The sequence below is a fragment of the Paraherbaspirillum soli genome (assembly GCF_042654985.1).
GTDB lineage: Bacteria > Pseudomonadota > Gammaproteobacteria > Burkholderiales > Burkholderiaceae_D > Paraherbaspirillum > Paraherbaspirillum soli.
This window is the reverse complement of record NZ_JBHSMT010000031.1, coordinates 22,908-49,672: the sequence shown is the minus strand read 5'-3', so window position 1 is coordinate 49,672 and position 26,765 is coordinate 22,908. Positions and strand designations below refer to the sequence as shown.

Genomic DNA, 26,765 nt, shown 5'->3' with positions numbered 1-26,765 from the left:
TTTTAGGGGCGGCCAAAAACGCCGGACAACAAAAAACCGCCTTTTGAATGTAATCAAAAAGGCGGTTCGGATGTCGTGCTTATCCCAGCTTAAGCTTCCATCTGGCTTTGCAAATAGTTTTGCAGGCCGACTTTGTCGATCAGGTCGATTTGCGTTTCCAGCCAGTCGATGTGTTCTTCGGTGTCGTCGAGAATATCCTTGAACAGTTCACGCGATACATAGTCGCCGGCAGCTTCGCAGGCGGCAACGCCTTCCTTGACGGTTTTTTGCGCGGCTTGTTCAAGCTTCAGATCGCATTCCAGCATCTCAGGCGTCGATTCGCCGATCATCAGCTTATGCAACGCTTGCAGGTTCGGCAGGCCGTTCAGCATCAGGATGCGGTCAATCAACCTGTCCGCATGTTTCATCTCGCCGATCGATTCTTCGTATTCCTTCTTGCCGAGTTTGGCCAGGCCCCAGTGCTTATACATGCGGGCATGCAGGAAGTACTGGTTGATTGCCGTCAGTTCGTTGGTTAGCTGCGCATTGAGCAGCGTAATGATTTTTTTGTCGCCTTGCATGGGAACCTCTTGATGAAATGGGAAGGAGTGGGGCAGTCATACAACGTCGGATACGCCTGGCGTCTTCTATGTATGCTCTTTACTTGAGTGGCGTGCCTCAGCCGAAATCGCAGTCATGATAGCGCAGGCTCGCGCCTTTTTCATCATTCGTTAGCGCGAATCATTTTCATTGTGATTTGTGCATTTTTTCATCGCGGCAACGACGCCTTGATCACGTCTCGGCCCACATCCTGAGCAGATTGTGATAGCTCCCTGTCAATCGTACTGCCGGTTCAATTTCACCGTAGGTTTCGCGCAGCGACAGGATCGACATGTCGAGATTGAATAGCAAGCTGCGCTGGGCATCGTCCCGCACCATGCTTTCGATCCAGAAAAAAGCCGCGAGCCGCGCTCCTCGGGTGACGGCCTGGACCCGGTGCACGCTCGATGACGGGTAGAGGATCAGGTCGCCGGCCGGTAATTTGATCGACTGCGTGCCATAGGTATCTTCGATCACCAATTCACCGCCATCGTAGTCTTCCGGGTTGGACAAGAACAGCGTGGCTGACAGGTCGGTACGCACCCAAGTACCGGTCGCTGGCGAATGACGGATCGCATTATCGATATGGTTTCCGAACGCGTTGGCGTCACCGTCATAGCGATTGAATAGCGGCGGGAATATCTTTTTGGGTAATGCACCGGTCAGAAACATGGGGCTTTTGCTCAAGGCTGCGAGCACGATGGCGCGTGCTTCCTGCGCAGCTGGCGCGTTCTCGGGGAGTTGGCGGTTATTCTTTACCAGACCCGACTGCGAGCCGGCGGTAATGCGGCCGTCGGCCCATTCCGCGTTGTCTATGAGTTCCCGGCAACGCGCGAGATCGTCTGCCAATAGCGCTTGATGGATCTGTAACAGCATCGGGATGGACCTTTTTTCTTGGAGGGATAGCAGCGCGGCGTCGCCGATTGCTGGTGTCTTGAGTTGTTAATTCGCTGAAGATTTTTAAATATGTCGAAATCGACACGAGACAAGGAGCAAAGCACCGCTGGAGCCCAGCGCGAATTTGTGACGCCGTATCGGAGCGATTCTCGGCATATTTTCCCAACGAATTGAACGGCGATTAATTGGATAGCTGGAAATTGATCGGCACGATCGCAAACACAGGGATCGCTTTGCCGTCTTCCATATAGGGCTTGAAAAGTGCGCGCATCACCGCCTGTTTGGCGGCGTCATCGAGACGGCTGGAGCCGGAGGATTTTTGGACTTCGACCCGTTCGGCACGGCCTTTTTCGTTGATCAGCACGCGGATAAGCGCTTTGCCTTCTTCGCCCATGCGTTTGGCGACTGTGGGGTATTTGACGTCCGGCGCTTGTATATATTCGACCCCGGAAGTAATGGTGCGCGGTGGCGACGGTGTCGCGGCTTCCGGTGCGGCCGCAATCGGTGTTGCGGCCGGCTCTTCATGTTGAGCCGGCTGCGATGCCGGGGCCGGAACTGTAATTGCCTGTTCCGACGGCGTCTGGCTGACAACCGGGGTCGGCAGCGGCGGAGCGATGGTTTTCTTCACCACCGCTACTGTTTTCGGGATCGCCGGTTGTGGTTTCGCTGGCGCTGGTTGCGGAGCTCGCTCCGGTGTGATGAAGTAGGCGAACACTTCTTTCGGCGCGGATGTTGTTATCTGGTGAACCATGCCGCTTTGCAGTGCGATAAAAAACGCGGCGTGCAGCAAGATGATCGCCCCCAGCGGCCCGATGCGCCGGATTTGATGCCCGGCAAGCGCAGGCAGGTTAGGTGTCGATGACGATAATGTCGCGCTCATTGATGCACTTAATGATGCAATTAAGCTGCGAGTGCATTCGGTTGAAATATCAATGCTTGAATATGCTGATGCGCAGCAGGCGCGTTGTTGGCCAGGCATTCGCGCAATACGCTCTTGGCGCAGGTGTGGCATTTGCCGCAGCAGGTTGCGACACCCAGATTCTTGCGCAATTCGGACATGGTCGACATGCCTGAATCGACTGCCTGACGGATTTTTCGGTCGGAGATGTTATTGCAAACACAAACGATCATTTTGTACCTTGCTGCCAATGTAAAAAATTGGATAAATAAGCGGATTTAAAAAATGAGCTCAACAATTCGAGCTCACATTCAACCCTCAAAAAAGAGTGCCGGCTTGCCTGTCGATGCCGCATCAGCAGGCTCGTCCAGCGCCGACAAGTCTGGTCAACAGCGTATATTTTTCCGGGCGCGGCATGGTTCGCTCCACTACCATTGCCCACTGTTCCGATAACTGCTGGCACGTTGTACGCAGCACCGGCGCCAGATTGGGTAAATCAGCCAACGCTTTCAAATGGCGCTCAATCACCGATGCCAGTTTGACGCAGCTGCTGGCTTCCTGGTGATTCGCGGTGTAATGCGACATCAGATGCAATACTGCCGAGACCAGTAATTCCGGCTGCGCTGGCGCACTATTTGGTTCCACGAACGCCGGATTGATTTTCTCAGTGATCATCAAAACTCCTATGTCGGTGTCTGGCTGGCTGGATATCGGCGGGCTGGTTTTAAAAGTCAGGCTGTCAGGATCAATTTGTTCAAATGCGTTAGCCGCAGTTTGTAAATTCTGCCGCCATGATCGATTTCCAATTCACGCATTTGCTTGAACAGATCCTGGCTCTTGATGCGTGTGACTGCTGATGCGACCGACTGGGTGATGCTGGAGATTTGCTTTTTCTCTAGTTCTGCTTCACGTGGTATCGAGTGGCTCATGATAGTCCTTTATGTAAATGCGAACAATTCCTATTTGTATTATTCGTTATTTGGATTTGGATTGCAAGTGTTTTAAGCAGCTTGAGCATGCAGGTGTTGCCAGGTGATTTGCTTGCTGCAATATCGGCTCAGGCGGGCCGATTGATGTTCGGCGGAAGCCTTCAGACTCCATATTTATTCTTTAAATAAGAATCATTATCATGTATACTTTCGATCTTTGCGAACCGGTGCAGATCCACACAATGGATTTTTCGCCACCTTCGTTTGTGAGCAGGTCGTTAGAAATAGCGCATAACAACTGCACTAACTAACGGGCACCTCTAAAAACCTACTGCGCGCCCCAATCTCGAGGCCGTGATGCTCGCCGTACAAACGTACGACTCCGCTTCTCGCCCCGACCTTGGGCCGCTCGCTACGGTTTTTAGAGGTGTCCGAACGGCACTCGCGCCAGCCAAACGGTTCACAAATTTCCGTACTAGCCAGCATTTATACAAATATCCGGAAATCACCGGAATCTACAACTAGTGAGGAAGTAATGGATCGTCGACTCAATCCGATAGCGGCAACGCTGTTGGCTGCTTTTGCCATGCCCGTGGCGCTTCAACAATCGGCTTGCGCGCAGACCGCGCAAGCATCCGAAACAGCGCTGCCGGAAGTCACCGTGCGCGACAGCGCGGAAGCGCCATACAAGACCGAGAAAGCGGCCTCGCCGAAATTCACGGCGCCGCTGCTGGAAACACCGAAATCGATCACCGTGATCCCGGCCGAAGTGATTCAGCAGACCGGTGCGACTTCATTGGTGGAGGCATTGCGCACCACGCCCGGCATTACTTTCGGCGCCGGCGAAGGCGGCAATCCGATCGGCGATCGGCCTTTCATTCGAGGTTATGACGCCGGCGCCAATACCTTCGTCGATGGCGTGCGCGACACCGGATCGCAAACACGCGAGATCTTCGATATTGAAGCGGTCGAAGTGGTGAAGGGATCGGATGGCGCGTTCGGCGGACGCGGCGCGGCTGGCGGCAGCGTCAACCTGATTACCAAGGCGCCGAAGAAGGAGAACTTCAGCTCGGCCAATATCGGCGTCGGCACCGACAATTACAAACGTGCCGCCGTCGATGGCAATTATCTGCTGGGCGATAACGCCGCGATCCGCCTGAACGCGATGGTGCATGACGCCAATGTCCCCGGACGCGGGCAGGTCGACGTCAGTCGCTGGGGTTTCGCGCCGTCATTGAAACTTGGCTTGAACTCGCCGACCTCGGTGATTCTCAGTTATTACCACATGCAATCCGACGATCTGCCGGATTACAGCACGCCTTATAAGAATAGCGGTGCCGGCAGAACCAAGGCCAATCCCGATGCCCCGGTCAATGTCGGCCGCCAGTTTTACGGTCTGACTGGTCGCGACTTCCGCAAAACGCAGGCGGATATCGGCACAGTGCAGGTGCAGCATGACTTCGGCGATAGCCTGGTGTTCAGCAATACCACCCGTTACGGCCGTTCGACCAATAACTACATCGTGACCAATCCGGACGATAGTGCCGGCAATGTCGCCAACGGCAAGCTTTGGCGCAGTTCGAAAAATCGCGACGCCAGTACGGAAACCGCCACCAACCAGGCAAATTTGAGCGGCAAGTTTGCCACCGGCAGCGTCAAGCACAGTTTCTCGACCGGTCTAGAAATCAGCCGCGAGCAAACCAGTGTCGGCGGCTATGCGCTGTTGCCGGCTAGCGGTGTCAGCGGACGCCCGTGCAACACGGCAGCATTTGCCAGCGGCGATTGCACCAGCCTGAACAACCCGAATCCCAGCGATAAATGGAGCGGCACGATTCTGCGTTCGCCGACGGTGACGCAAACCACCACCAATACGCGCTCGGTCTATGCGTTCGATACGCTGGAATTGTCCAAGCAATGGCTGGCGAATCTGGGGTTGCGCTATGACAGTTATTCAACCACGGCAAGCACCCCTGCCTATATCAGAACAGTACCGAATGGTAACGGCCAGGGGGCCAACGCAGTCGGGGCCACGGTGCCGGGCGTGACCGTCAAGAACGATGCCAATTTCTGGAATTACCAGGCGGCTTTGATTTACAAACTGACGCCGGATGCCAGCGTATATGGTTCCTACAGCACCGCCTCGACGCCTTCTGGCGTCAGCACCGGCGATGGCAGCGACAACATCAGCGCCGCCAACCAGAATCTGGCGCCGGAACGTAGCCACACCTATGAGATCGGCACCAAGTGGGATGTGTTGCATAAGAAACTGTCGCTGACGGCCGCGGTGTTCCGCACCGAGAAGAACAATGCGCGGGTACCGATCGACGCCAATACGGTGGCCACCGCCGGCAAGCAGAAAGTCGATGGCCTGGAGCTGGGGATCGCGGGGAATCTGACTGACAAGTGGCAGGTGTTTGGCGGTTACACCTATCTCGATAGCGCATTGGTCGATAACGGCAGCTTCGGCACCAACGCTGCCAATAACGGCAACCAATTTCCCAATACGGCAAAGAATAGTTTCAGTTTGTGGAGCACCTACCAGGTCTTGCCGAAGCTGACGGTTGGCGGCGGGGCGTTCTATATGTCGCATGTATTCGGCAATGCCGCGAATACGCTATACGTGCCGTCTTACACTCGCTTCGATGCCATGGCGTCGTATGTGCTGAACCGGCATGTCACCTTGCAACTGAATGTGCAGAATCTGACCAACAAGCTTTATTACGACCAGGGCTATGCCGCGCACTATGCGCATCAGGCGCCGGCACGCTCGGCGGTATTGAGCGCAAACCTGGTGTTCTGATCGGCGTCACCGCACAATAAAAAAAGCGCAATCGAATTGATTGCGCTTTTTTTTCATCTGAGGAATGCGGAGCAGTCTCCGCCGCCGCGTTTACTCCTTGGGCTTGGCCGCTTCACGGCGGTTAAAGCCGGCCACCATGTCGAAGCGGAACAAGCGGCATTCCAGCGCGCCGTTGAAGAACGGGGTCTTACGCGCTTCTTTCAGGCGCAGCAGCTTTGGCAAGCTTAAGTCGGCCGAGAACAGGAACACGCTCCAGCCGGCAAAACGTTGTTTCAGCGTGGTCCCGAAGGCGCTGAAAAAGGCCGTGAACATTTCATCGGTCGGCAATGCGCTGTCGCCGCGCACGCCGATCCGCTCGCCGTAAGGCGGGTTGGTCAGCATGATGCCGCTGGCAGCGTCGAGCGGCGGCTTCACTTCCTGCGCTTCGATCTGCTTCAGCGGCACTTCAAACAAGATGCCGGCGTTGCGCAAATTGTTGGCTGCGATCGTCACCATGTCGCCCGAGATATCGCTGCCGAAAATGGTCGGCGCGGTCGGCAACGGATGGGGTTTGAAACTGCCCTTGATGGATAGCCACAGCTCGGCTTCGAAGTGGTTGAATTTCTCGAAAGCGAAGTGACGGCGTGCGCCGGCTGGAATCCCGGCGACGATTTGCGCCGCTTCGATCAGGATGGTGCCGGAGCCGCACATCGGATCGAACAGCACCACTCCCGGTTTCCAGCCGCTGGTGCGGAGCAGGCCGGCAGCAAGATTCTCGCGCAACGGCGCATCGCCGGTTTCGGCACGCCAGCCGCGCTTGAACAGTGCTTCGCCGGAGGTATCCAGATACAGCGTGAAATTGTGGGCGTCGAGAAAGCCGACGATGCGCATATCCGGGGTACGGGTATCGACCGATGGCCGCTCGTCGCACAAATCGCGGAATCGGTCGCAGATCGCATCCTTGATCTTCAGCGTGGTGAACTCCAGGCTGCGCAACGGCGACTTCACCGCGGTGACGTCGACCCGGATGGTGTGGTTGACGGAGAACCAGTTTTCCCATTCCTGTTCCAGCGTCATGTCGTAAATGTCGTTTTCGTTTTTATACGAACCGTGCGTCAGGCGCAGCAGCACCCGGCTGGCGATGCGGGAATGCAGATTGATGCGCCAGGCATCGCTCAGCAAGCCTGAGCAATGCACACCGCCGGGCACTTGCGTATGCACTTTGAGCGTGACTGCCGGGGCGCTCAGTTGCGCTATTTCATTCAATTCTTCCGCCAAAGCGGCTTCCAGCCCGCGCGGGCAAGGGCAGAAATAGGAATGCGTGCTGCTTGAATGGGTGTTGATTGGATGTGACATGGGGGACCTTTTATCCGTTGGTGAAACTTTATGGCGCCTCGAAAAACCTACTGCAGAGTTTGGCAAACCCGCCAATCTCGGGGCTGCGATGCTCACCGTACAACCGTACGGCTCTGCTTCTCGCCCCGACCTTGGGCCGCTCGCTACGTTTTTTCGAGGTGCCTTTCGATTTCTATTGAACTATTGATATGTTGTTGCGATATGGCTTTGACTGTTGATATAGACTCATTTGGCAAATGCGCGTTCGACAAAATCGAGCCTATCCTGACCCCAGAATCCTTCGCCGTCGACCACGTACCAGGGTACGCCGAATACATTGGCGGAAATGGCTTCGTCGGTAAACCGCTCGAACTCGCTCTGGATGCCGGCGGTTGCGGCGGATTTGAGCAAGGTCTTGCCGTCGTGACCGAGTTCCGTGGCGATGGCCGCCAGCGTGTCGGCGTCGGCAATATTCTTTTCCTCGGCCCACACCGCGCGCATGATGGCGCCGGTCAGTTCCAGCGCGGCCTCCGTTCCATGCGCCAGTTGCGCAGCGATGATCAGCTTGGCCGCGTCGTCGCTTGGCACCGGGAAATAAGCGGGTTGCAGATTCAACGGTACTTGCAGATGGCTGCTCCAGCGCCGCAATTCCTGCAGCCGGTAAGCCTGCCGTTGCGGCGCGCGCTTGGCCAGCGGCAAGCCGCCCGAGACGCTGAGTATCCTGGCCATGTCGCATGGCTTCAGCACAATTTTCACGCCATATTGTTTGGCCAGCGCCACCAGTCGCGCATGTCCCAGATAGGCAAATGGCGATTGGGGGGCGAAATAGTATTCACAGAGTTTGCTCATGTTGCTTCCTTAGTCGTGGCTTAGAGCCTGTTCAAAATCTGTAGCGAGCGCCCGTCAGCGGGGTGAAGAGCAGCGCAGGAACCGGAATTTACTTGAGTAAATGAGGATTCCGAGCAGCGCATGAGCCCCGATCACGGGCGCGCAGTAAGATTTTGAACAGGCTCTTAGAACGGTTTGACGACGACCAGCATCACGATTGCCAGCAGCAGCACGACCGGTACTTCATTAAACCAGCGGTACCATGTGTGGCTGCGCTTGTTGACGCCGAGTTCAAATTTTTTCAGCAGGCTGCCGCAGGCGTGGTGGTAGCCGATCAGCAAGATCACCAGGAAAAGTTTGGCGTGCAGCCAGCCGTTGCCGGGACCTTTGCCGATGCCGTAACCGAGCCACAGCCAGCCGCCAAACAGGATGGCGGGAATCGCCAGCAGCGACATGAAGCGATACAGCTTGCGTGCCATCAACAGTAAGCGCTGGGTCGCCAGCGTCTCGGTTTCTTGCGCCAGATTGACCAGAATCCGAGGCAGGTAAAACAGGCCGGCGAACCATGAGGTGATGAAGACGATGTGCAGCGCTTTGATCCAGGGCATGAGGAGAGTCCTTTTCTTAAATTGCCAATAAATGCGTTAAATGGAGTTGCCTATTCCCGCACTTCCCCATGCCCGAACACCACATATTTCAGCGAGGTCAATCCTTCCAGCCCGACCGGTCCGCGCGCATGCAATTTGTCGTTGGAAATGCCGATTTCCGCACCCAGGCCGAACTCGAAGCCATCCGCAAAGCGGGTCGAGGCATTGATCATCACCGATGCGGAATCGACTTCGCGCAGGAAACGCATCGAGCGCGAGTAGTTTTCGGTGACGATGCTGTCGGTATGCTGCGACGAATAGGTATTGATGTGGGCGATCGCCTCATCCATGTCGGCGACGATCTTGACGGCGAGGATGGCGTCCAGGTATTCAGTGCGCCAGTCGTCTTCGGTGGCGGCGCTCAAATGCGGATAACCCTGCAGGATCTGCTGTGCTTCATGGTCGGCGCGCAACGCGACTTGTTTGGTGCCGTACAACTTCGCCAGTTCGGGCAGCACTTGCGCGGCGATGGCGCGTGCCACCAGCAAGGTTTCCATCGTGTTGCAGGTGCCGTAACGGTGGCACTTGGCGTTGAAGGCGATTTTCAGCGCTTTATCGAGGTCGGCCTGGTCGTCGATATAGACGTGGCAAATGCCGTCGAGATGCTTGATCATCGGCACCGTCGACTCCTTGATCAGGCGTTCGATCAAGCCTTTGCCGCCGCGCGGGACAATCACGTCGACATATTGCGGCATCGTGATCAATGCGCCGACCGCGGCGCGATCGGTGGTGTCGACTACCTGTACCGCGTCTGCCGGCAGGCCGGCGCCGGCCAGTCCTTCCTTGACCAGTTTTGCCAACGCCTGATTGCAATGATGGGCTTCCGAGCCGCCGCGCAAAATGGTCGCGTTGCCGCTCTTGATGCACAAGCCGGCGGCATCCACGGTCACGTTCGGCCGCGCTTCGTAAATGATGCCGATGACGCCCAGCGGCACCCGCATTTGACCGACTTGAATTCCGCTCGGGCGGTGTTTCATGTTGGAGATCTCACCAATCGGATCCGGCAGGGCGACGATTTGCTCCAGCCCTGCAATCATGGTCGCGATTGCTTGCTCGGACAGCGCCAGCCGATCCAGCAGCGCCGGCGCCATGCCGTTGGCGCGTGCCGCATCGAGATCAAGTTGATTGGCGGCGCGCAACAATGCCGCATCGCGGCGAATGGCGGCGGCGATCAAGGTCAATGCACGGTTCTTGGCGGCGCTGTCGGCCCGCGCCATCGCTCGCGACGCCGCGCGCGCGCGTTGTCCGAGCTCGGTCATGTAGTGTTGGATATCCATATCAGCCTCTATTTCTGTGCAATCTTCAAGCCCAGCTGCAACAGCGCGTCCCAGGCATCGCCGGCAAAAGCTTTGGCACGCAGGCCTTTGACCATTTTGTCGATTTGCGCAGCCTCTTGCAGCGCCGCTTCCAGGGTCGACAGGCTGAGTCGCCGCAACGCCGGCTCCATCAATCTTTCGCGCGGCCCCCAGATCCGGTATTCCTTCATCAGGGCGGCCAGCGGACGGCCTTGTTCGACGCCGGATTTCAATCTCAGCAAAGTACGAATTTCTTCGGAAACCGCCCACAGCACCAGCGGCAACGCTTCGCCTTCGCCTTTCAAGCCGTCGATCATGCGCACCAAACGCACCGCATCGCCAGCCAGCATCGCTTCATTCAATTTGAATACGTCGTAGCGGGCGACGTTCAGCACCGCATCGTGGATCTGTTCGAAGCTGAGTTTGCCGGGCGGATGCAACAGGGCCAGCTTCTGGATTTCCTGGTGTGCCGCCAGCAAATTGCCTTCGACCCGATCGGCGATGAAGTCGAGCGATTGACGGTCTGCGCTCTGTTGCTGGGCCGCGAGCCGGATCCCGATCCAGTTCGGTAATTGCGCGCGTTCCACCAGTGGAATGTCGATGTACACCGCGGCCTGCTGCAGGCTGGCGACCCAGGCCGTCTTTTGTGTCGCCCAGTCCAGTTTTGGCAGGCTGATGATGGTGACGTTATCGGGGCTCAGGTCCGCCGCGTAATCCTGCAATGCCTGACCACCGTCCTTGCCTGGTTTGCCGGTGGGGATCCGCAGTTCTATCAGTTTTTTGTCGCCGAACAGCGATTGCGACTGATTGGCGGCCAGCAGCTGCCCCCATTTGAAAGTGCGGTCGACCACCAGCACCTCGCGCTCGGTACAGCCGTTGGCGCGCGCCTTTTTGCGAATTTTGTCGGATGCCTCCAGCGCCAGCAGATGCTCGTCGCTGGTAATTACATACAGTGGCGCCAGCGTTTTCGCCAAATGGCCGTCGAGCGCATCAATCCGCAATTGCATTGCCGTCCTTCTTACTTGGCTGGCTGCACGGACTGCTCCGGCACAGTTGGCTGAGTAGCCTGTGCAGTCTTGATCGCTGCCAGACGACGCAAGACCTGCTGCACCATATCCGTTTGCATGTCGCGATATAGCAGCACCTCTTCTGCCGATTTCGACAACTCTTGCGAGACGTTGTAGCTGATATCGCGCTTCAGCGTGATCATGGTCGGCGCCAGCAGTTCTTTTTGCTGGGCGTCTTTGACGCGGAAGGTCAGCTTGTAATACAGCATGTATTCACTGGCCCGGCCTTGACTATTGAGCGTCAGAATCACTTTTTCCTTGGTCTCGGCCAGCACTTCCAGGATCGCCTCGGCACCTTCTGCGCTTGGCATGATCGCGGTGTCGCCGCTATTTCGAATGTTGCGTTTCAATTCCGTGCCTAGTGGCGAGGTATCGGCAAACGTCAGGTAGATCGATTTGAACGGCAATTTAGCCGAGCCCCGCAGCTGGAAGCCGCAGGCGCACAGCATCGCCGTCATGATCAGGGTCAACGTCCAGCGCAAGCCGGAATTGGACAACATTCGAATAGACATTCAGGCTTTCCTTGTTTGAAGATTCAGGGGCGATACGCGACGCTTAATACGCACACGGTTCCAATCAAGCGACGATATTGATCAGTTTGCCCGGCACCACGATCACTTTCTTCGGCGCGCCTTCGAGGTATTTCTGCACGTTTTCGTTGGCTAGCGCAGCGGCCTCGATGGTGGCTTTGTCGGCATCTTTGGCGACGGTAATGCTGCCGCGCAGTTTGCCGTTCACCTGGATCATCATTTCGATTTCGCTTTGTTCCAGTGCCGCGCTATCCACCTGCGGCCAGCTGGCATCGAGGATATCGCCATGGATTTCGGCAAAACCGAGTTCCTGCCACAGCGTGTGCGTGATGTGCGGCGCGACCGGGTTCAGCACGCGCAGGAAAATCGACAAGCCTTCGGTCAGGACCGCGCTGCTGGCGGCCGACTGGTCGAGCTTGGCGGCTTCCAGCGTGTTGAGCATCTTCATGCAAGCCGAGACCACGGTGTTGTACTGGATCCGCTTCAGGTCGTGATCCGCTTGTTGCAAAATCTTGTGCACTTCGCGGCGCAGGGTTTTGTGGCTGTCCGCCAGTCCGGAAAAATCGGCGTTGGCGACCGGCGCGATGTTGGCGGCCCGGGCGTAGCTGAACGCCCAGACCCGGCGCAGGAAGCGATTCGCGCCTTCCACCCCGGCGCCCGACCATTCCAGCGTCTGCTCCGGCGGTGAGGCGAACATCGTGAACAGACGGGCGGTGTCGGCGCCGTATTGATCGATCTGCGCTTGCGGATCGATGCCGTTGTTTTTCGACTTCGACATCTTTTCGGTGCCGCCGATTTCGACCAGCGCGCCATCGGATTTCAGGATCGCCGACAATGGCCGTCCCTTGTCATCGAAAGTCAGTTCCACGTCTTCCGGGTTGTGCCAGGTCTTCTTGCCGCTGGCATCTTCGCGGTAATAGGTTTCGTTCAGCACCATGCCCTGTGTCAACAGGTTGGTGAACGGTTCGTCGAACTTGATCAGGCCGAAGTCGCGCATGACCTTGGTCCAGAAGCGCGCATACAGCAGATGCAGCACAGCGTGTTCGATGCCGCCGATGTACTGGTCCATCGGCATCCAGTAATCGTTGCGCGAGTCGACCATGGCCTCATTGCTCTTTGGCGAGCAATAGCGCATGTAGTACCAAGACGAGTCGACAAAAGTGTCCATCGTGTCGGTTTCACGGCGTCCGGGTTTGCCGCATTTCGGGCAATCCACGTGCAGGAATTTTTCGTGCTTGTTGAGCGGATTGCCGCTGCCGTCCGGCACGCAATCTTCCGGCAATACCACCGGCAGGTCTTTTTCCGGTACTGGGACGTCGCCGCAATCGTTGCAGTGAATGATAGGGATCGGGGTGCCCCAATAGCGCTGCCGGGAGATCCCCCAGTCGCGCAGACGGTATGTGACTTTCTTTTCGCCGAGGCCGCGCGCCGCAAGGTCGGCGGCGATCGCATCGACTGCCTGCTGATAGCTCAGGCCGTCGTATTTGCCGGAATTGACGCAGACGCCATTTTCCTTGTCGGCATACCATTCGTGCCAAATTTCGTCGGAATAGATTTTGCCTTCCACCGCGATTACCGGGCGGATCGGCAACACGTATTTTTGCGCAAACGCAAAGTCGCGCTCGTCATGCGCCGGTACGCCCATCACAGCGCCATCGCCATAGGTCATCAGCACGTAATTGCCGACCCAGACTTCGACTTGCTGGCCGGTCAGCGGATGCGATACGTGCAGGCCGGTTGGCATGCCTTTCTTTTCCATCGTCGCCATATCGGCTTCGATCACGCTGCCCTTTTTGCATTCGGCGATGAACTCAGCCAGCTCGTGGTCGGACTTGGCGGCGAAGGTGGCCAATGGGTGTTCCGGCGCCACGGCGCAAAAGGTGACGCCCTTGATGGTGTCGGCGCGGGTGGTGAAAACCCACAATTTGCCGTCGTTGATCAGGTGGCCGTTGTCTTCGATTTTGTGCGGGAAAGCAAAGCGGACGCCGGTCGATTTGCCGATCCAGTTGGCTTGCATCAGGCGCACGCGTTCCGGCCAGCCGGGCAATTTGGTTTCGACGTGCTCCAGCAGTTCTTCCGCGTAGTCGGTGATCTTGGCGTAGTACATCGGGATTTCGCGCTTCTCGATCAGCGCGCCGGAGCGCCAGCCGCGACCGTCGATGACTTGCTCGTTGGCCAGGACGGTTTGATCGATCGGATCCCAGTTCACGGTGCCGGTTTTTTTGTAGATGATGCCTTGCTCCAGCATCTTCAGGAACATCCACTGGTTCCACTTGTAATACTCGGGCGTGCAGGCGGTCATTTCGCGCGACCAGTCGATCGCCAGTCCCATCGCCTGCATCTGCTTTTTCATATGCGCGATGTTGGCGTAAGTCCATTGCGCCGGCGGCACGCCGTTGGCCATCGCCGCGTTTTCCGCCGGCATGCCGAACGCGTCCCAACCCATAGGCATCAGCACGTTGTAGCCGTTCATTCGCAGGTAGCGGTACATCACGTCATTGATCGTGTAGTTGCGCACATGGCCCATATGCAGCTTGCCGGATGGGTAGGGCAGCATCGAGCAGGCGTAAAACTTCTTCTTGTCTTGGCCGTTCTGGTCTTTGGCGTGTTCGACAGCCTTGTAGGCGTCGATCGCATGCCAGTGGTCTTGCGCCGATTTTTCGACGTCGGTTGGGCTGTATTTTTCTTGCATGACGGGATGGGGCTATTAGGTGAAAGTGAGAGTTTGCCGGACGAAATGGCTCTGAACCGGTGATTATACTGGTTCAGGTGTCGCTTTAGCGCATGCTCATACAGGCTCCTAGGGGAGCGTTGCCGGCTGCATCGCAGCCAGCCGGTTTCAGGCGCCGGCAAAAGTATTGCTGAAGCCGGCACGTGTAGCCTGCACGGCGCGTTGAATCAAGTCGATACGCTTTCTTGCTTCCGAGCGTTTGTGAGAAGGGATTTCCTGCAGGTCCGGCGCTGGAATAGCGCCGCACAGCAGTTGAAAGTCGCCGTCCGCCCGCCGCACGGCACCCAGCTCTTGCCAAAATTCATCGTAGTCGGCGAATACCTGCCCCTTGCGCATCTGATGCACCATCACGCGGTTGCGGTTGGCTACCAGGATCAGGTTTTTGCAGCCGTATGCCTGGCCGATTTCGCGTACCAGGCGCACCATCAAACTTTTGGGCCGCAATCCAAACATGTCGCGGGTTGCGCTGCGCACCCGTTCCTGCGCATCGCTGCCGCGCGGACCTTGCAGGCAACCGATACCGACGCATGGTTGCAGCTCGTTGCCGCAAAAGGTAAAAGCGACCGAAAACAGCCGCTGCTGATCGCAGCATAGATCCAGGGTCAGTTCACCTTCCCGATCCAAAGTGGCAATCGCCGACAGCCGGATTTCATAGGCGGCCCCGGATTTGCCGCTGAAGCTGCCCAAGACGACCGGGGAGCGTGTCGCAAGCAGCACTAACGGCCCCAGCCCCTGCTGTAATACGAAGTTGTAATGCGAGATCAGGATGTTCAATCGGTCCTGGCGGCGCAAGCGGATCGACTGATAAGGGCGGTAGATCTTTTGCAACAGCCTGGGCGTGGCTTTGGCCAAGGCGGCGTGCATCGGGGAGGTGTTCCAATATGCCAGCCAGCGTCGCGTCAGGTGATAGTGGGCAAATGTTCGCGCGGTCACTTTTACCTGCTTGGCAACGTAAGACAGGCCTGGCCGCGAGTGCGCCAGGCAGCTCCTCAGGGTCACGCGCGAGGCATTTTGGTGCGACAGTTCCGGCAGTAGCGCCAGATTCCGATAGCCATGATCAATCAGCCCGGTAATGCGTCGGCTGAATGCGGTGCCGAATTTTGAATTAACCGCCAACATCATCGCCAGCGAGACGATTCCGGTGCAAAAAATATCCAACGGGCAGTGCATGCCAAGAAAAACCCTGGCCCAGCCGACCACCAGCGACAGCGCCACCAGCAGCAAACCTAGCCATTTGGTCTTGATGGTTTTTGCAGTCCACAGCGACAGTCCGGCGGCAAGAATAATGGCGAATTTGACGCTAGGGGAAAGGTAATGTCCGGTCGTTGCGAGATCCAGATAGCTATCGCCGGTTTCTGCTGCCGGCTGGGACCAGTCCCAAAGCACTGCAATAGCCCTGCTTAGCAGCACCGCCCCAACCGCTGTCACCAATGCTTTGACCGAGGTAAGACGGATTGCTTTATTACCGCGGATCCATATGGCCGCGAGGCTGGTCGGCACCAGATAAATACTCCATTCGGCAAGCGCCAGTGCCAGCATCAACGGGATGCCGATAACATCGGTCGGGGCGCCGAACGACGACCATAGTGAGTGGTTGTAAGAGGACAAAATCATGTGCCGAAGCGAGAAATGAGGCGAAGGGGATGGCGGTATTGTTAGAAATAGCCGCGGATTGTTAGTGTTTCACCCAGGGAGTTGACGCATAGATACGTAAATTAACATATAAAGTTACTGATTGATACATCAAGATACATTTAGATTTGTCCTCCGGGCTCACTGGCGCGAGTAAATCTAGGGCAGATAGGTGGGGAGGGGACGGTAAAGCAGAAGGTTTACATGTCAGATCGACATATAAGTAGGCAGCTGTAAGATCGCCGATGCCGGAAGCATCGACGTTGTTATGCGGAATTTATTGCGTGTCAGCGTTTGGTAGTGAGGTGAAGCGCCATAAAGCAATGCGTGACGCAAGCAAAGCCGGATTATTTGGCAGCGGCGCTTGCCCCGGGTACGGTCACAAAGCCGATTTTGGTCAGGCCGTTGCCCTGAGCCAGCGACATGACCTGCGCCAGTACCTGATAGCGGGTATCTTTGTCCGCCCGCAATTGCAATTCCGGTTGCGGTTGACGTTGGGCGGCAGCGACTAGCCGCGTTTCCAGTTCATTTTCCTGGACTGGGTCGTTGTTCCAGAACATTTTCCCGTCGCTATTGATCGACAGCGCGATAGTCTCCGGCTTTTCCGGTGCCGGCGCCGCCTGTGCAGTCGGCAAGTCGACCTTGATCGCGTGTGTGAAGAGCGGCGCGGTGATGATGAAAATCACCAGCAGCACCAGCATGACGTCAACCATAGGCGTGATATTGATATCCGCCATTGGCGCTTGATTCTGATTGTCGTTAAATCCGCCGAATGCCATGTTGGCTCCCGAATTGATTGTTAACTATTTGCGGGACAGAGTTTAAGAGTCGCCAAGGTTTATCCTGCGGCGAATTACTCTGTCCCCAACTGACTGGTAAAGCGACTAATTGCCGACCCGGCTGCCGGTAGTCAGGTATGCATGTATGTCGTGCGCAAACGCATCGAGTTCGGCCAGCGTAATGCGATTGACGCGCGTAAATGCGTTATAGGCCAGCACTGCCGGGATCGCTACTACCAAGCCGAGCGCGGTCATGATCAGGGCCTCGCCGACCGGTCCGGCGACCTTGTCGATTTGTACCGTGCCGGTAGAGGAAACTGCCATCAGCGCATGATAAATACCCCATACCGTGCCGAACAAGCCAACGAACGGCGCGGTCGAGCCGACCGACGCCAGCAAGGTCAAGCCGCTTTCCAGCCGCGACGACACGCGATTGATTTCGCGCCGCAAAGTGCGGGTAATTAATTCACCGGGATCGGTCGCGGCGTTCAGCGATGCCGCCGGCGTTCCTGCTGCCGGTGGCTTGATGGCAGCCGCATCGGCTGCTTGCGCCGCCAGCGGGGTGTAGACGTTTTCGGTATCGCTCGACTTGATTGCCGCGATCGCATCGGCTAGCGTCGGCGCTTGCCAGAAACCATCCAGCGCCGCGGAACTCTTGCGGATGCGCCACGAACTCCAGGCTTTCGACAGGATGTAAAACCAGCTGACCACCGACATCAACAGCAACACGTAAGCAACCGAATGCGAAATGGCGTCGCTTTGTGACCAGTATTGAGCAAGTCCGAAGGTTTGATTCATGTCATGGATCCAAAAAAGTGAAAGCGCCAAACAAGCGGCTTTACAGCGTTATGTAATCAATTGCGGGACAAAGTTTAAGGACCACCGAAGGCGAATTACTCTGTCCTCAACTGTATTGCACACGTAAGCGAGAGCAGTTTCAGGAAGCGCTCCCGGTATTCAAGGCAGGATGCCGGGAGCTCATTCGTGCGCATGCGCTGGTGCAGATTTAGCGCAGGCCTAACACATCCTGCATGTCATACAAGCCGCTGGTCTTGTCGCTCAGGAAGCGCGCGGCGCGCAGGCTGCCATGCGCATATGTGATGCGGCTGGATGATTTGTGCGTGATCTCGATCCGTTCGCCGATGCCGGCAAATAGCACAGTGTGATCGCCGACGATATCGCCGCCGCGGATGGTGGCAAAACCGATCGACGAAGGATCGCGCTCGCCGGTAACGCCTTCGCGGGCGTAGACAGCGACGTCGTCCAGTTTGCGGCCAAGCGCATCGGCGATGACTTCACCCATCATCAGCGCGGTGCCGGATGGCGCGTCGACTTTGTGGCGGTGGTGGGCTTCTATGACTTCGATGTCGTAGCCATGCGAAAAACTCTTGGCTGCCAGTTCCAGCAATTTCATCGTGACGTTGACGCCGACGCTCATGTTGGGGGCAAAAACGATGGCTATCTTTTCTGCCGCCGCAGCAATCGCCGCTTTGCCGGCTTCATCAAAACCGGTGGTGCCGATAATCATCTTGATGCCGTGGGCGGCGCAATATTCAAGATGCTTCAGCGTGCCTTCCGGACGCGTGAAATCAATCAGGTAAGCAGCACTGGCCAAGCCCTTGGCAAGATCCGATTCGATAGCAACGCCGGCGGGTTTGCCCAGGAAGGCGGCTGCATCGGTACCTAACTCGGGCGCGCCAGGTACGCCCAAAGCGCCTGCCAGGATGGCGTCATCGGCGTTTTGAATGGCTTCGACCAGCATGCGTCCCATACGTCCTGAGGCGCCTGCAACGGCAATTTTCATTTGATTCATTTTTTTAATTCGACGATCTGAACAGTTGGCCTATTAGAATCCGGTGGGAGCAGATGGGGTAGGGGCAGTTGGCGTCGTCTCGACATTCTTGACTTCCTTTTTGGCTTCCGCCGCACCGCCTGAAATTCTCGACAGATACTCGCTTTCAGTCGGCAGGTCGCCGCCTTCGATGCGCACCAGGACATTGTCCTTGAAGAAGGTGCTGACGCGGCTGGTGGTTATTTCGCCATTGCCTTTTTGCAGGCGGAATACATAATCCCAGCGATCTTCGTGGAATAGATCTGTGACCAGCGGCGAGCCAAGGGCGAAGCGCACCTGATCGCGGGTCATGCCTTCTTTAACCTGGGCCAGCATTTCCTTCGAAACGAAATTTCCTTGCTGAATATCGATGCGATAGGGCGAAAAAATGCCAAGAAAGCGTTGCTGCTTGACGGTTTGAACACCGCTGGAGGCGCTTGCAGATGCCGGTGCGGCAGTCGCGGCGGTCGCGTTGGCAGTTGCGGGCGCTTCGTCAATCAATGGGTTTTTTGACGCACAACCGGCCAGAAAAATAGCGGCAAGTGTCAAAGCAGAGGTACGGGCAGGACGGGAGAGCAACATTCGCATAAGGATCTCAATTGATTGAGCAACTGTGCTAAAACGCTATATGATAAAGCAGATAATCCATTTTTGACCAAAACATGCCGAACAATCCATCCGAACTCAAAGCCAGCGGTCTCAAGGCGACCTTGCCGCGACTGAAAATCCTGGAAATTTTCCAGAACAGCGACGTGCGTCACCTGAGCGCTGAAGATGTTTATAAAATTCTGCTGAACGATAATCTCGATGTCGGTCTGGCTACCGTTTATCGCGTGTTGACGCAATTCGAACAAGCAGGGTTATTGCAGCGCAATCATTTTGAAACCGGCAAGGCCGTGTTTGAATTAAATGAGGGCTCGCACCACGATCATCTGGTGTGTCTGGATTGCGGTCTGGTCGAGGAGTTTTTCGACGAGGAAATTGAAAGACGCCAGAAGGATGTTGCTAAAGAGCACGATTTTGAGATTGCCGATCATGCACTGGCGCTCTATGGTCACTGCCGGGAGTGTCGTAAGAAAAAGGGCGGGTGATATTTAATCAGTTTTATCTGATTAGTTGGGGGCAGAGTAATTCGCCACGCTGTGGTGGCTCTTAAACTCTGTCCCGCAAATAGTTAGTCAGTTTTGACTTAATGCATTCGAAAGCAACTTCGCAGTGATATCCACAATCGGTATCACTCGCTCGTAAGCCATCCGCGTCGGGCCGATTACTCCAAGCGTGCCAACGATCTTGCCGTTGACCTCATACGGCGCGGTGACCACGCTCATCTCATCCATCGGCACCAGTTGCGACTCGCCGCCGATAAAAATCTGTACTCCGGTTGCTTTGCCCGAGATGTCGAGTAATTGCATCAGGCTGGTCTTGTGTTCGAACATGTCGAACAGCTTGCGCAGCGAATCCATGTTGGACGACAGGTCGGTGACGCTGAGCAGGTTGCGCTCGCCGGAAATCACGACCTCGTCGCTATTGTCGGTCATCGCATCGCTGCCGGCTTCGACCGCCGCCTGCATCAGCCACGTCATGTCATCGCGTAATTTGCGCAACTCGCTTTGCAAGCGCAGGCGGACATCGTCCAGGCTCAGCCCGCCGTAATGCTGGTTGATGTAATTGGCGGCTTGCACCAGCTTCGATGGGGTGTAATCGACATCGGTGAGCAGCAAGCGGTTCTGCACGTCGCCATTGGGACTGACGATGACCAGCAAAATGCGTTTTTCCGAAAGCCGCAGGAATTCGATTTGCTGGAAGATCGATTCGCGCCGGGGCGTCAGCACCACGCCGGCAAAGTGCGACAGCGACGACAGCACCTGGGCGGCGTTGGCAATGATTTTTTGCGGTGAATTGGGTTGCAGGCGCGCCTGCATTTTGGATTCGAGCGCGGTTTCGTCGATATGCTCGACCGTTAGCAAGGTATCCACAAACATGCGGTAGCCGCGCGGCGTCGGCACCCGTCCGGCCGAGGTGTGGGGGCTGGCGACGAAGCCCATTTCCTCCAGGTCGGCCATGATGTTGCGTATGGTTGCCGGCGATAATTCCAGTCCGGAAATCTTTGACAGCGCGCGCGAGCCGACCGGCTGACCGTCGGCGATGTACCGTTCGACCAGGGCTTTGAGTAGAGTTTGAGCGCGATTATCGAGTTGCATATGAGTATTTTAGCGAGCACAGGGTTGGCTTGCCAGCACCTTATGCATGCACTTATACACTGTTTTTGATGTCGCTTATTCCCAGATTTGCGGTTTGTCCCAGCCATGTTTCCAACTCATGCAAGGTGGTGCAGGTCGCGTGGGCGTTAATGCCGGCTGGCAGAACACGTTCGAAGCGATTGATCCAGACTGCCCGCAGGCCGGCTTGCTGAGCGCCGACCACGTCCAGCAGCGGGTCGTCGCCGACAAAGACGGCTTGTTCCGGCGTGACATTGAGGGCTGCGCAGGCGGCATGAAATATCGCCGGGTCCGGTTTGCCGCAGCCGAAGCTATGGGCTGCAATCGACGCGTGAAAATGCTGCGCCAGCCCGATTTTGTCGAGATCGGCAAAGCCGTTCGACACCGAGCCGAGCAAAACGCGCTGGCGCAGCCGCGTCAGCACCGGCTGCACATCCTCGAACGGCGTGACCGCGTGACGCGCCTCGGAGAATATCTCCATCGCCGCGTCGACTTTGCCGACATCTTCGCCAACGCTGCTGAAAGCCTCGCACAAGGCGGCGTGGCGCAGCTTCCATAAATCAAATTTGAATACGGGATTGCTTGCGCTTAATTCCAGGCGCTGCTGACGCAAGTCTTCAATCGTGAATTGCCGGGGCACTGCCGGCGCATGCTGTTGCAGCCAGTCATACAGCAATTGCTCGGCACGCTGAATCACCGGCACGATCGGCCACAGCGTATCGTCGAGGTCGAACAAGACGGCTTTGATCGTCGCTTGAGCGTCCGGCCGATCGGCTGGACCAAGGGCTGAAATATCTGTCAGGGTCATCGGGTATCCTTCAATGCAAGCCTAAATTATGGTCTAATCGCCAGCATGTGGCCCATAAAATTACCTTCCCAGGCGGTTCCGCCTAAGCTTATGCCGAGAACGATTGCCATCGTTGGCAAGTATTTTGCCGCCGGCATTTCCGAATCATTAACTGAAATCGTCGACTTTTTGCAAGAGCGCGGGCATCACGTCGTGTTTGAAGCCGAGACCGCCCAGAACGTCGCGCTGGAAGGGTTTCCGGCGATGACGCCGGCCCAGATCGGCGAGCAAGCCGACGCCGCGATTATTGTCGGCGGCGACGGCACCATGCTCGGTATCGCCCGCCAGCTGGCGCCCTATGACGTGCCGTTGATCGGGATTAATCAGGGGCGGCTCGGATTTATTACCGATATTTCGCTGGAACGGATGTTGCCGGTATTGGGCGAAATGTTGGATGGCAATGTCGAATCGGAGCGCCGCAGCCTGTTGCAAGGCTCGGTCGTGCGCGACGGTCAACAGATTTTCAGTGCGCTGGCGTTCAACGACGTGGTGGTGTCGCGCGGTGCGACTTCCGGCATGTGCGAACTGATGGTCGAGGTCGACGGCCGCTTCATGTACAACCAGCGTTCGGACGGCTTGATCGTGGCGACGCCGACCGGCTCCACCGCGTATGCCTTATCCGCCGGCGGCCCGTTGCTGCATCCTTCGCTGGGCGGCATCGTGCTGGTGCCGATCGCGCCGCATGCGTTGTCGAATCGGCCGATCGTGATCCCGGACAGCAGTGAAATCGTGATCGAAGTCGTCAACGGCCGCGATATCAGCGTCAACTTCGACATGCAATCGCTGGCCAGTTTGCAGCATGGCGATCGCATCCTGGTGCGCCGTTCGGAGCACACCATCACCTTTTTGCACCCGGGCGGCTGGAGCTATTACGACACGCTGCGGCAAAAACTGCACTGGAACGAATACCCGTCGGCGGAAGGGCGGTTGAAGTGAGCTGTCAATGTATGCAGCTATAGCCATGATTGCGCGGATGTAATGATCTGCGCTGCATCTCTCGTTTCCCTCACCACTTTTGAATCAACCTCAGACCCCCATGTTGCGCACACTTTCAATCCGCGATTTTGTCATCGTCGATGCCATCGAGCTTGAGTTCGCCGCCGGCTTCACCGTATTCACCGGAGAAACCGGCGCCGGCAAGTCCATCCTGATCGACGCGCTGGCGTTGGCGCTGGGCGGTCGCAGCGACGCCAGCGTGGTGCGCGAAGGCGCGGCCAAAGCCGACGTGACGGCCGAGTTCTCGATCCAGGACGATGCCGCCAACGGTATCGGCACGTGGCTGGCCGAAAACGAATTCGAGAGCGAAGAAGGCGGCGTGCTGCTGCGTCGCGTGATCGACAATGCCGGCCGTTCCAAAGCCTATATCAACGGTGTTGCGGCGACCGCGGCGCAATTGCGCGAACTGGGCGAAATGCTGGTCGATATACATGGCCAGCACGCGCACCAGTCCTTGCTGAAGAACGATGCCCAGCGCGTCCTGCTGGATGAGCAAGCGGGCTTGCAAGACGATCTGCAGGCGGTCGCCGCGGCGTTCAAAAGCTGGCGCTCGCTGGCCCGGCAGCGCGAAGAATTTGAAACCAATGCCAAGAATGTCTTGCTGGAACGCGAGCGGCTCGATTGGCAAGTCCGCGAGCTGGAAAAGCTGGCGGTCAAACCCGGCGAATGGGATGAAATCAGCAACGAACACAGTCGCCTGTCGCATGCCGCCAGCCTGATCGAAGGCGCGCAGGAAGCGCTGAATGCGATTTCCGAAGCCGAGCAGCCGATGCTGTCGCAATTGTCGGCGCTGAATCAAAAGATCGGCAAACTGGTCGCTGTCGATAGCAGCCTGAAGCCGGTGCTGGAAGCGCTGGAACCGGCGCGCATCCAGCTGCAAGAGGCGGTCTACGCGCTCAACGATTATCTGAGCCGGGTCGAGCTGGACCCGGCACGCCTGCATGAGGTCGAAGGCCGGCTGGAAGCCATCCATTCGACCGCGCGCAAGTTCCGTCTGGCGCCGGATGAGCTGCCGCAGGAACTGGAAACATTGTCGCAGCAACTGCGCCAACTGGCCGATGCCAGCGATCTCGACGCCCTGCGGGCGCAGGAAGACAAACTTAAATCGGCCTATCTGACATTAGCGCAAAAACTGTCCAAAGCGCGGGCCAAAGCCGCTACTGCACTCGGCACGGCGGTGACCGCCGCGATGCAGGATTTGAGCATGAACGGGGGCCGCTTTGCGGTGGCGCTGAATCCTTGCGAGCCTGCCAGTTACGGCGTCGAGCAGGTTGAGTTCCTGGTTGCCGGTCATGCCGGCGTGGCGCCGCGCGCGCTGGCCAAGGTTGCTTCCGGCGGCGAGCTGGCGCGGATTGCGCTGGCGATTTCGGTCATTACTTCAAGCGCCACAGCAACCCCGACTTTGATTTTCGACGAAGTCGACAGTGGTATCGGCGGCGCCGTGGCCGAAGTGGTTGGACGCCTGTTGAAGCGGCTGGGCCAGGATCGCCAGGTATTGTGCGTGACCCACCTGCCGCAGGTCGCCAGCCAAGCCAACCAGCACTTCCAGGTCAGCAAGCAAAGCCAGGATAACAAGACCGTGTCGGCGATCGACGGGCTGGATGCCAAGAACCGCGTCGAAGAAATCGCGCGCATGCTCGGCGGCCTGGAGATTACCGCAACCACGCGCAAACACGCGCGCGAACTGCTGGCATCGTAAGACGTTCGAGCGCCCTCATTCTCTGGAAAACCCACATGGCATTTCGTAAAGAACCAGTTTTTACCCATGGCAAAATTGCGAAGACTGCGGTGCTGCTGGTCAATCTGGGCACGCCGGATGCGCCGACCACTAAAGCGGTGCGACGTTATCTGAAACAATTTTTGTCCGATCCAAGAGTGGTGGAAATTCCGCGGGCGATCTGGTGGTGGATTTTGCATGGCGCGATTTTGCCGTTTCGCTCGGGCAAATCGGCGCAAAAATACGCATCGATCTGGAGCAAGGACGGCTCGCCGCTGAAGGTGCATACCGAAAAGCAGGCGAGCCTGTTGCGCGGCTACCTTGGCGAGCGCGGCCACCAAGTCCAGGTGGCTTATGCCATGCGCTATGGCAATCCGTCGCTGCCGGAGGTGCTTGAGCGGCTGAAAACCGACGGCTGCGAGCGGATCCTGATTTTGCCTGCGTATCCGCAATATTCCGGCACCACAACCGCCTCGATTTACGATGCGGTTTTTGAGCATTACGCCCAAGTGCGCAATGTGCCGGAATTGCGCTTCGTCAAGCATTATCACGATCATGAAGCGTATATCCAGGCCTTGAAAGAGTCAGTGCTGGCTCACTGGGAAATGAATGGCGTGTCAGAGAAACTGGTCATGAGCTTTCATGGCGTGCCGAAGCGCACCCTGAAGCTGGGCGATCCCTACCATTGCGAATGTCAAAAGACCGCACGCCTGCTGGCGCAACAACTTGGGCTGAGCCCTGAGCAATACCTGGTGACTTTCCAGTCGCGTTTTGGCAAGGCCGAATGGCTGCAGCCGTACACCGCGCCGACTTTGCAAAAACTGGCGAAGCAGGGAGTCCAGCGGGTTGACGTGATATGTCCGGGATTTACCAGCGATTGCCTGGAGACGCTGGAGGAAATCGGGATGGAGGCCAAGCAGGATTTCCTGACCGCCGGCGGCAAGGAGTTTCATTTCATCACTTGCCTGAATGAGTCGCCGACGTGGATTTCGGCAATGGCAGCGTTGGCGGAGGAAAACCTGATCGGGTGGCCGACCCATTTGTCGAGCAGCGAGCGGGAACAGGCAAAGCTGCAAGCGAAGGCCTCGCTACAGCAGGCGGAACGTTTGGGCGCCTCGCAGTAGGTCGATAAGCAGACTTTCCTGAAAGAATTTTAGACTTTTAGCGTCATCGCGCAGGATGACGCAACTATAATGGCGCCGAACTTCAAGTTCGGACGACCAAATGAGGATGTTTTAGTTCCGTAAGTTTCCCAGAGCTTATACAAAAGGCAGGTACAAAGGGATCAATTGCGAGTAGCTGATCCAGCTTGCTGCCAGCAGGATATACACAATAAGAAATGCGGAAATCAACGGCAATTTCATGATTTTCCCTTTCGTGAAATCATTTTCAGGGCGTTGTTGCATGCTTGGCTTGTGCAAACAGCTTAGTCTTTCTGTGGCAGTGCAGCAAACCCGGGCTGGTAAATCTTGTTTCAAATTGTTCCTGCACCCGAATCGCAAGTGCTTACACCTTTAACCCTTGAAAAAGTAGGGGCAAGCCTCATTTGGGCTTCTATGCATTACTAAGTCATTGATTGTGGGAGATTTTTGAATGGAATTTATGGAAAATCAGGGCGAACAAGCGCCAATCGACAAGAACGCAGCGGCAGAAGAAGCAGCGGTAGCCGCGGAGCCGACGCTGGAAATGCAGTTGGCCGAGGCGCAAGCCAAAATTGCAGAGATGCAAGATGCTTTCCTGCGCGCCAAGGCTGAAGCGGAAAACATCCGTCGCCGTGCCCAAGAGGACATTGCACGCGCGCACAAATTTGCGATTGAAGGATTTGCCGAGGCATTGGTGCCGGTCAAGGACAGCCTCGAAATCGCGTTGAAAATCGAGACCCCAACCCTCGAAGCGCTGAAAGAAGGCGTGGACATGACGCTGAAGCAGTTGTCTTCCGCGTTCGAACGGAATCGGTTGTTGGAGATTGCACCGCAAGCGGGCGACAAACTGGACCCGATGAAGCATCAGGCGGTGTCGATGGTGCCGGCGGAGCAGGAAGCCAACACCATAGTGACCGTGCTGCAAAAGGGTTACACCATTGCGGATCGCCTGTTGCGGCCGGCACTGGTCACCGTAGCGCAAGGCAAATAACAGAAAAGTCGCTCGGCGCATGCTTGAAAGCGACATTTTTCTCCCAATATTCAGACCATCCAAACAAACTTCAGATATTCAGTAAAGGAATAAAAC

Annotated in this window: 27 protein-coding genes; 6 read left to right on the top strand and 21 right to left on the bottom strand. The window is 56.8% G+C overall.

Annotated elements, in window-relative coordinates; all coding sequences use genetic code 11:
• Positions 1 to 89: 89 nt before the first annotated feature.
• The 6 genes from bfr to hemP form a co-directional block, all read right to left on the bottom strand.
• Positions 90 to 560, bottom strand: a complete 471-nt coding sequence (gene bfr / locus ACFPM8_RS20910; RefSeq protein ID WP_379000629.1) for a bacterioferritin — start codon at positions 558 to 560, stop codon at positions 90 to 92.
• 211 nt (positions 561 to 771) lie between these two features.
• Positions 772 to 1,455 carry a Fe2+-dependent dioxygenase gene (locus ACFPM8_RS20905; protein ID WP_379000628.1) on the bottom strand — a complete coding sequence of 228 codons (684 nt, stop codon included), beginning with the start codon at positions 1,453 to 1,455 and terminating at the stop codon, positions 772 to 774.
• 202 nt (positions 1,456 to 1,657) lie between these two features.
• A complete protein-coding gene (locus tag ACFPM8_RS20900; protein ID WP_379000626.1) occupies positions 1,658 to 2,356 on the bottom strand; it encodes an energy transducer TonB in 699 nt (232 codons plus the stop codon).
• 20 nt (positions 2,357 to 2,376) lie between these two features.
• On the bottom strand, positions 2,377 to 2,607 hold the full coding sequence (locus tag ACFPM8_RS20895; RefSeq protein ID WP_379000624.1) for a (2Fe-2S)-binding protein: 231 nt from the start codon (positions 2,605 to 2,607) through the stop codon (positions 2,377 to 2,379).
• Positions 2,608 to 2,728: 121 nt separating this feature from the next.
• Positions 2,729 to 3,049: a hypothetical protein gene (locus tag ACFPM8_RS20890; RefSeq protein ID WP_379000622.1), complete on the bottom strand. Its 321-nt coding sequence runs from the start codon at positions 3,047 to 3,049 to the stop codon at positions 2,729 to 2,731.
• A gap of 56 nt (positions 3,050 to 3,105) precedes the next feature.
• The gene (hemP, locus tag ACFPM8_RS20885) at positions 3,106 to 3,303 is read right to left on the bottom strand and encodes a hemin uptake protein HemP (protein ID WP_379000620.1); all 198 of its coding nucleotides are present in this window, start codon (positions 3,301 to 3,303) and stop codon (positions 3,106 to 3,108) included.
• 535 nt (positions 3,304 to 3,838) lie between these two features.
• On the opposite strand from hemP, the gene ACFPM8_RS20880 reads away from it, so the two are divergent.
• Positions 3,839 to 6,103, top strand: a complete 2,265-nt coding sequence (locus tag ACFPM8_RS20880) for a TonB-dependent receptor (protein ID WP_379000618.1) — start codon at positions 3,839 to 3,841, stop codon at positions 6,101 to 6,103.
• 90 nt (positions 6,104 to 6,193) lie between these two features.
• Here the strand turns inward: ACFPM8_RS20880 and ACFPM8_RS20875 are convergent, their stop codons facing one another.
• The 12 genes from ACFPM8_RS20875 to ACFPM8_RS20820 all read right to left on the bottom strand — a co-directional run bounded on the left by ACFPM8_RS20875 (position 6,194) and on the right by ACFPM8_RS20820 (position 19,258).
• The gene (locus ACFPM8_RS20875) at positions 6,194 to 7,438 is read right to left on the bottom strand and encodes a THUMP domain-containing class I SAM-dependent RNA methyltransferase (RefSeq protein WP_379000615.1); all 1,245 of its coding nucleotides are present in this window, start codon (positions 7,436 to 7,438) and stop codon (positions 6,194 to 6,196) included.
• Positions 7,439 to 7,663: 225 nt separating this feature from the next.
• The gene (locus ACFPM8_RS20870; protein ID WP_379000613.1) at positions 7,664 to 8,266 is read right to left on the bottom strand and encodes a 2-hydroxychromene-2-carboxylate isomerase; all 603 of its coding nucleotides are present in this window, start codon (positions 8,264 to 8,266) and stop codon (positions 7,664 to 7,666) included.
• 164 nt (positions 8,267 to 8,430) lie between these two features.
• On the bottom strand, positions 8,431 to 8,853 hold the full coding sequence (locus ACFPM8_RS20865; RefSeq protein WP_379000611.1) for a CopD family protein: 423 nt from the start codon (positions 8,851 to 8,853) through the stop codon (positions 8,431 to 8,433).
• Between the two features lie 50 nt (positions 8,854 to 8,903).
• On the bottom strand, positions 8,904 to 10,169 hold the full coding sequence (locus ACFPM8_RS20860) for a glutamate-5-semialdehyde dehydrogenase (protein ID WP_379000608.1): 1,266 nt from the start codon (positions 10,167 to 10,169) through the stop codon (positions 8,904 to 8,906).
• Positions 10,170 to 10,177: 8 nt separating this feature from the next.
• Positions 10,178 to 11,194: a DNA polymerase III subunit delta gene (gene holA, locus ACFPM8_RS20855; RefSeq protein ID WP_379000606.1), complete on the bottom strand. Its 1,017-nt coding sequence runs from the start codon at positions 11,192 to 11,194 to the stop codon at positions 10,178 to 10,180.
• 11 nt (positions 11,195 to 11,205) lie between these two features.
• Positions 11,206 to 11,766: an LPS-assembly lipoprotein LptE gene (locus tag ACFPM8_RS20850; RefSeq protein WP_379000605.1), complete on the bottom strand. Its 561-nt coding sequence runs from the start codon at positions 11,764 to 11,766 to the stop codon at positions 11,206 to 11,208.
• Between the two features lie 64 nt (positions 11,767 to 11,830).
• Positions 11,831 to 14,476, bottom strand: coding sequence for a leucine--tRNA ligase (gene leuS / locus ACFPM8_RS20845; protein WP_379000603.1), 2,646 nt, complete (start codon positions 14,474 to 14,476; stop codon positions 11,831 to 11,833).
• Positions 14,477 to 14,623: 147 nt separating this feature from the next.
• The gene (locus ACFPM8_RS20840; RefSeq protein WP_379000601.1) at positions 14,624 to 16,129 is read right to left on the bottom strand and encodes a DUF535 family protein; all 1,506 of its coding nucleotides are present in this window, start codon (positions 16,127 to 16,129) and stop codon (positions 14,624 to 14,626) included.
• A 365-nt stretch (positions 16,130 to 16,494) separates the two neighbouring features.
• A complete protein-coding gene (locus ACFPM8_RS20835; RefSeq protein WP_379000599.1) occupies positions 16,495 to 16,926 on the bottom strand; it encodes an ExbD/TolR family protein in 432 nt (143 codons plus the stop codon).
• Between the two features lie 105 nt (positions 16,927 to 17,031).
• Complete coding sequence (locus tag ACFPM8_RS20830) at positions 17,032 to 17,724, bottom strand: MotA/TolQ/ExbB proton channel family protein (protein WP_379000598.1); 693 nt, start codon at positions 17,722 to 17,724, stop codon at positions 17,032 to 17,034.
• 208 nt (positions 17,725 to 17,932) lie between these two features.
• Entirely contained in the window at positions 17,933 to 18,739 is an 807-nt protein-coding gene (dapB, locus tag ACFPM8_RS20825; RefSeq protein ID WP_379000597.1) for a 4-hydroxy-tetrahydrodipicolinate reductase, read from the bottom strand.
• Between the two features lie 33 nt (positions 18,740 to 18,772).
• Positions 18,773 to 19,258, bottom strand: a complete 486-nt coding sequence (locus tag ACFPM8_RS20820; RefSeq protein ID WP_379000595.1) for an outer membrane protein assembly factor BamE — start codon at positions 19,256 to 19,258, stop codon at positions 18,773 to 18,775.
• A gap of 161 nt (positions 19,259 to 19,419) precedes the next feature.
• On the opposite strand from ACFPM8_RS20820, the gene fur reads away from it, so the two are divergent.
• Complete coding sequence (gene fur / locus ACFPM8_RS20815; RefSeq protein ID WP_379000593.1) at positions 19,420 to 19,848, top strand: ferric iron uptake transcriptional regulator; 429 nt, start codon at positions 19,420 to 19,422, stop codon at positions 19,846 to 19,848.
• Positions 19,849 to 19,935: 87 nt separating this feature from the next.
• Here fur and hrcA read toward each other — a convergent pair whose 3' ends face one another.
• Together hrcA and ACFPM8_RS20805 are read right to left on the bottom strand one after the other, a co-directional pair.
• Positions 19,936 to 20,958: a heat-inducible transcriptional repressor HrcA gene (gene hrcA, locus ACFPM8_RS20810; RefSeq protein WP_379000591.1), complete on the bottom strand. Its 1,023-nt coding sequence runs from the start codon at positions 20,956 to 20,958 to the stop codon at positions 19,936 to 19,938.
• Positions 20,959 to 21,010: 52 nt separating this feature from the next.
• Positions 21,011 to 21,784 carry an HAD family hydrolase gene (locus ACFPM8_RS20805; RefSeq protein WP_379000588.1) on the bottom strand — a complete coding sequence of 258 codons (774 nt, stop codon included), beginning with the start codon at positions 21,782 to 21,784 and terminating at the stop codon, positions 21,011 to 21,013.
• Between the two features lie 45 nt (positions 21,785 to 21,829).
• On the opposite strand from ACFPM8_RS20805, the gene ACFPM8_RS20800 reads away from it, so the two are divergent.
• The 3 genes from ACFPM8_RS20800 to hemH all read left to right on the top strand — a co-directional run bounded on the left by ACFPM8_RS20800 (position 21,830) and on the right by hemH (position 25,660).
• A complete protein-coding gene (locus ACFPM8_RS20800) occupies positions 21,830 to 22,759 on the top strand; it encodes an NAD kinase (RefSeq protein WP_379000586.1) in 930 nt (309 codons plus the stop codon).
• 100 nt (positions 22,760 to 22,859) lie between these two features.
• Positions 22,860 to 24,518, top strand: coding sequence for a DNA repair protein RecN (gene recN / locus ACFPM8_RS20795; protein ID WP_379000584.1), 1,659 nt, complete (start codon positions 22,860 to 22,862; stop codon positions 24,516 to 24,518).
• Between the two features lie 35 nt (positions 24,519 to 24,553).
• Complete coding sequence (gene hemH / locus ACFPM8_RS20790) at positions 24,554 to 25,660, top strand: ferrochelatase (RefSeq protein WP_379000581.1); 1,107 nt, start codon at positions 24,554 to 24,556, stop codon at positions 25,658 to 25,660.
• A gap of 135 nt (positions 25,661 to 25,795) precedes the next feature.
• Here hemH and ACFPM8_RS20785 read toward each other — a convergent pair whose 3' ends face one another.
• Positions 25,796 to 26,014: a hypothetical protein gene (locus ACFPM8_RS20785; RefSeq protein WP_379000579.1), complete on the bottom strand. Its 219-nt coding sequence runs from the start codon at positions 26,012 to 26,014 to the stop codon at positions 25,796 to 25,798.
• Between the two features lie 115 nt (positions 26,015 to 26,129).
• On the opposite strand from ACFPM8_RS20785, the gene grpE reads away from it, so the two are divergent.
• The gene (gene grpE / locus ACFPM8_RS20780) at positions 26,130 to 26,669 is read left to right on the top strand and encodes a nucleotide exchange factor GrpE (RefSeq protein WP_379000577.1); all 540 of its coding nucleotides are present in this window, start codon (positions 26,130 to 26,132) and stop codon (positions 26,667 to 26,669) included.
• The last annotated feature ends 96 nt before the right edge of the window (positions 26,670 to 26,765 follow it).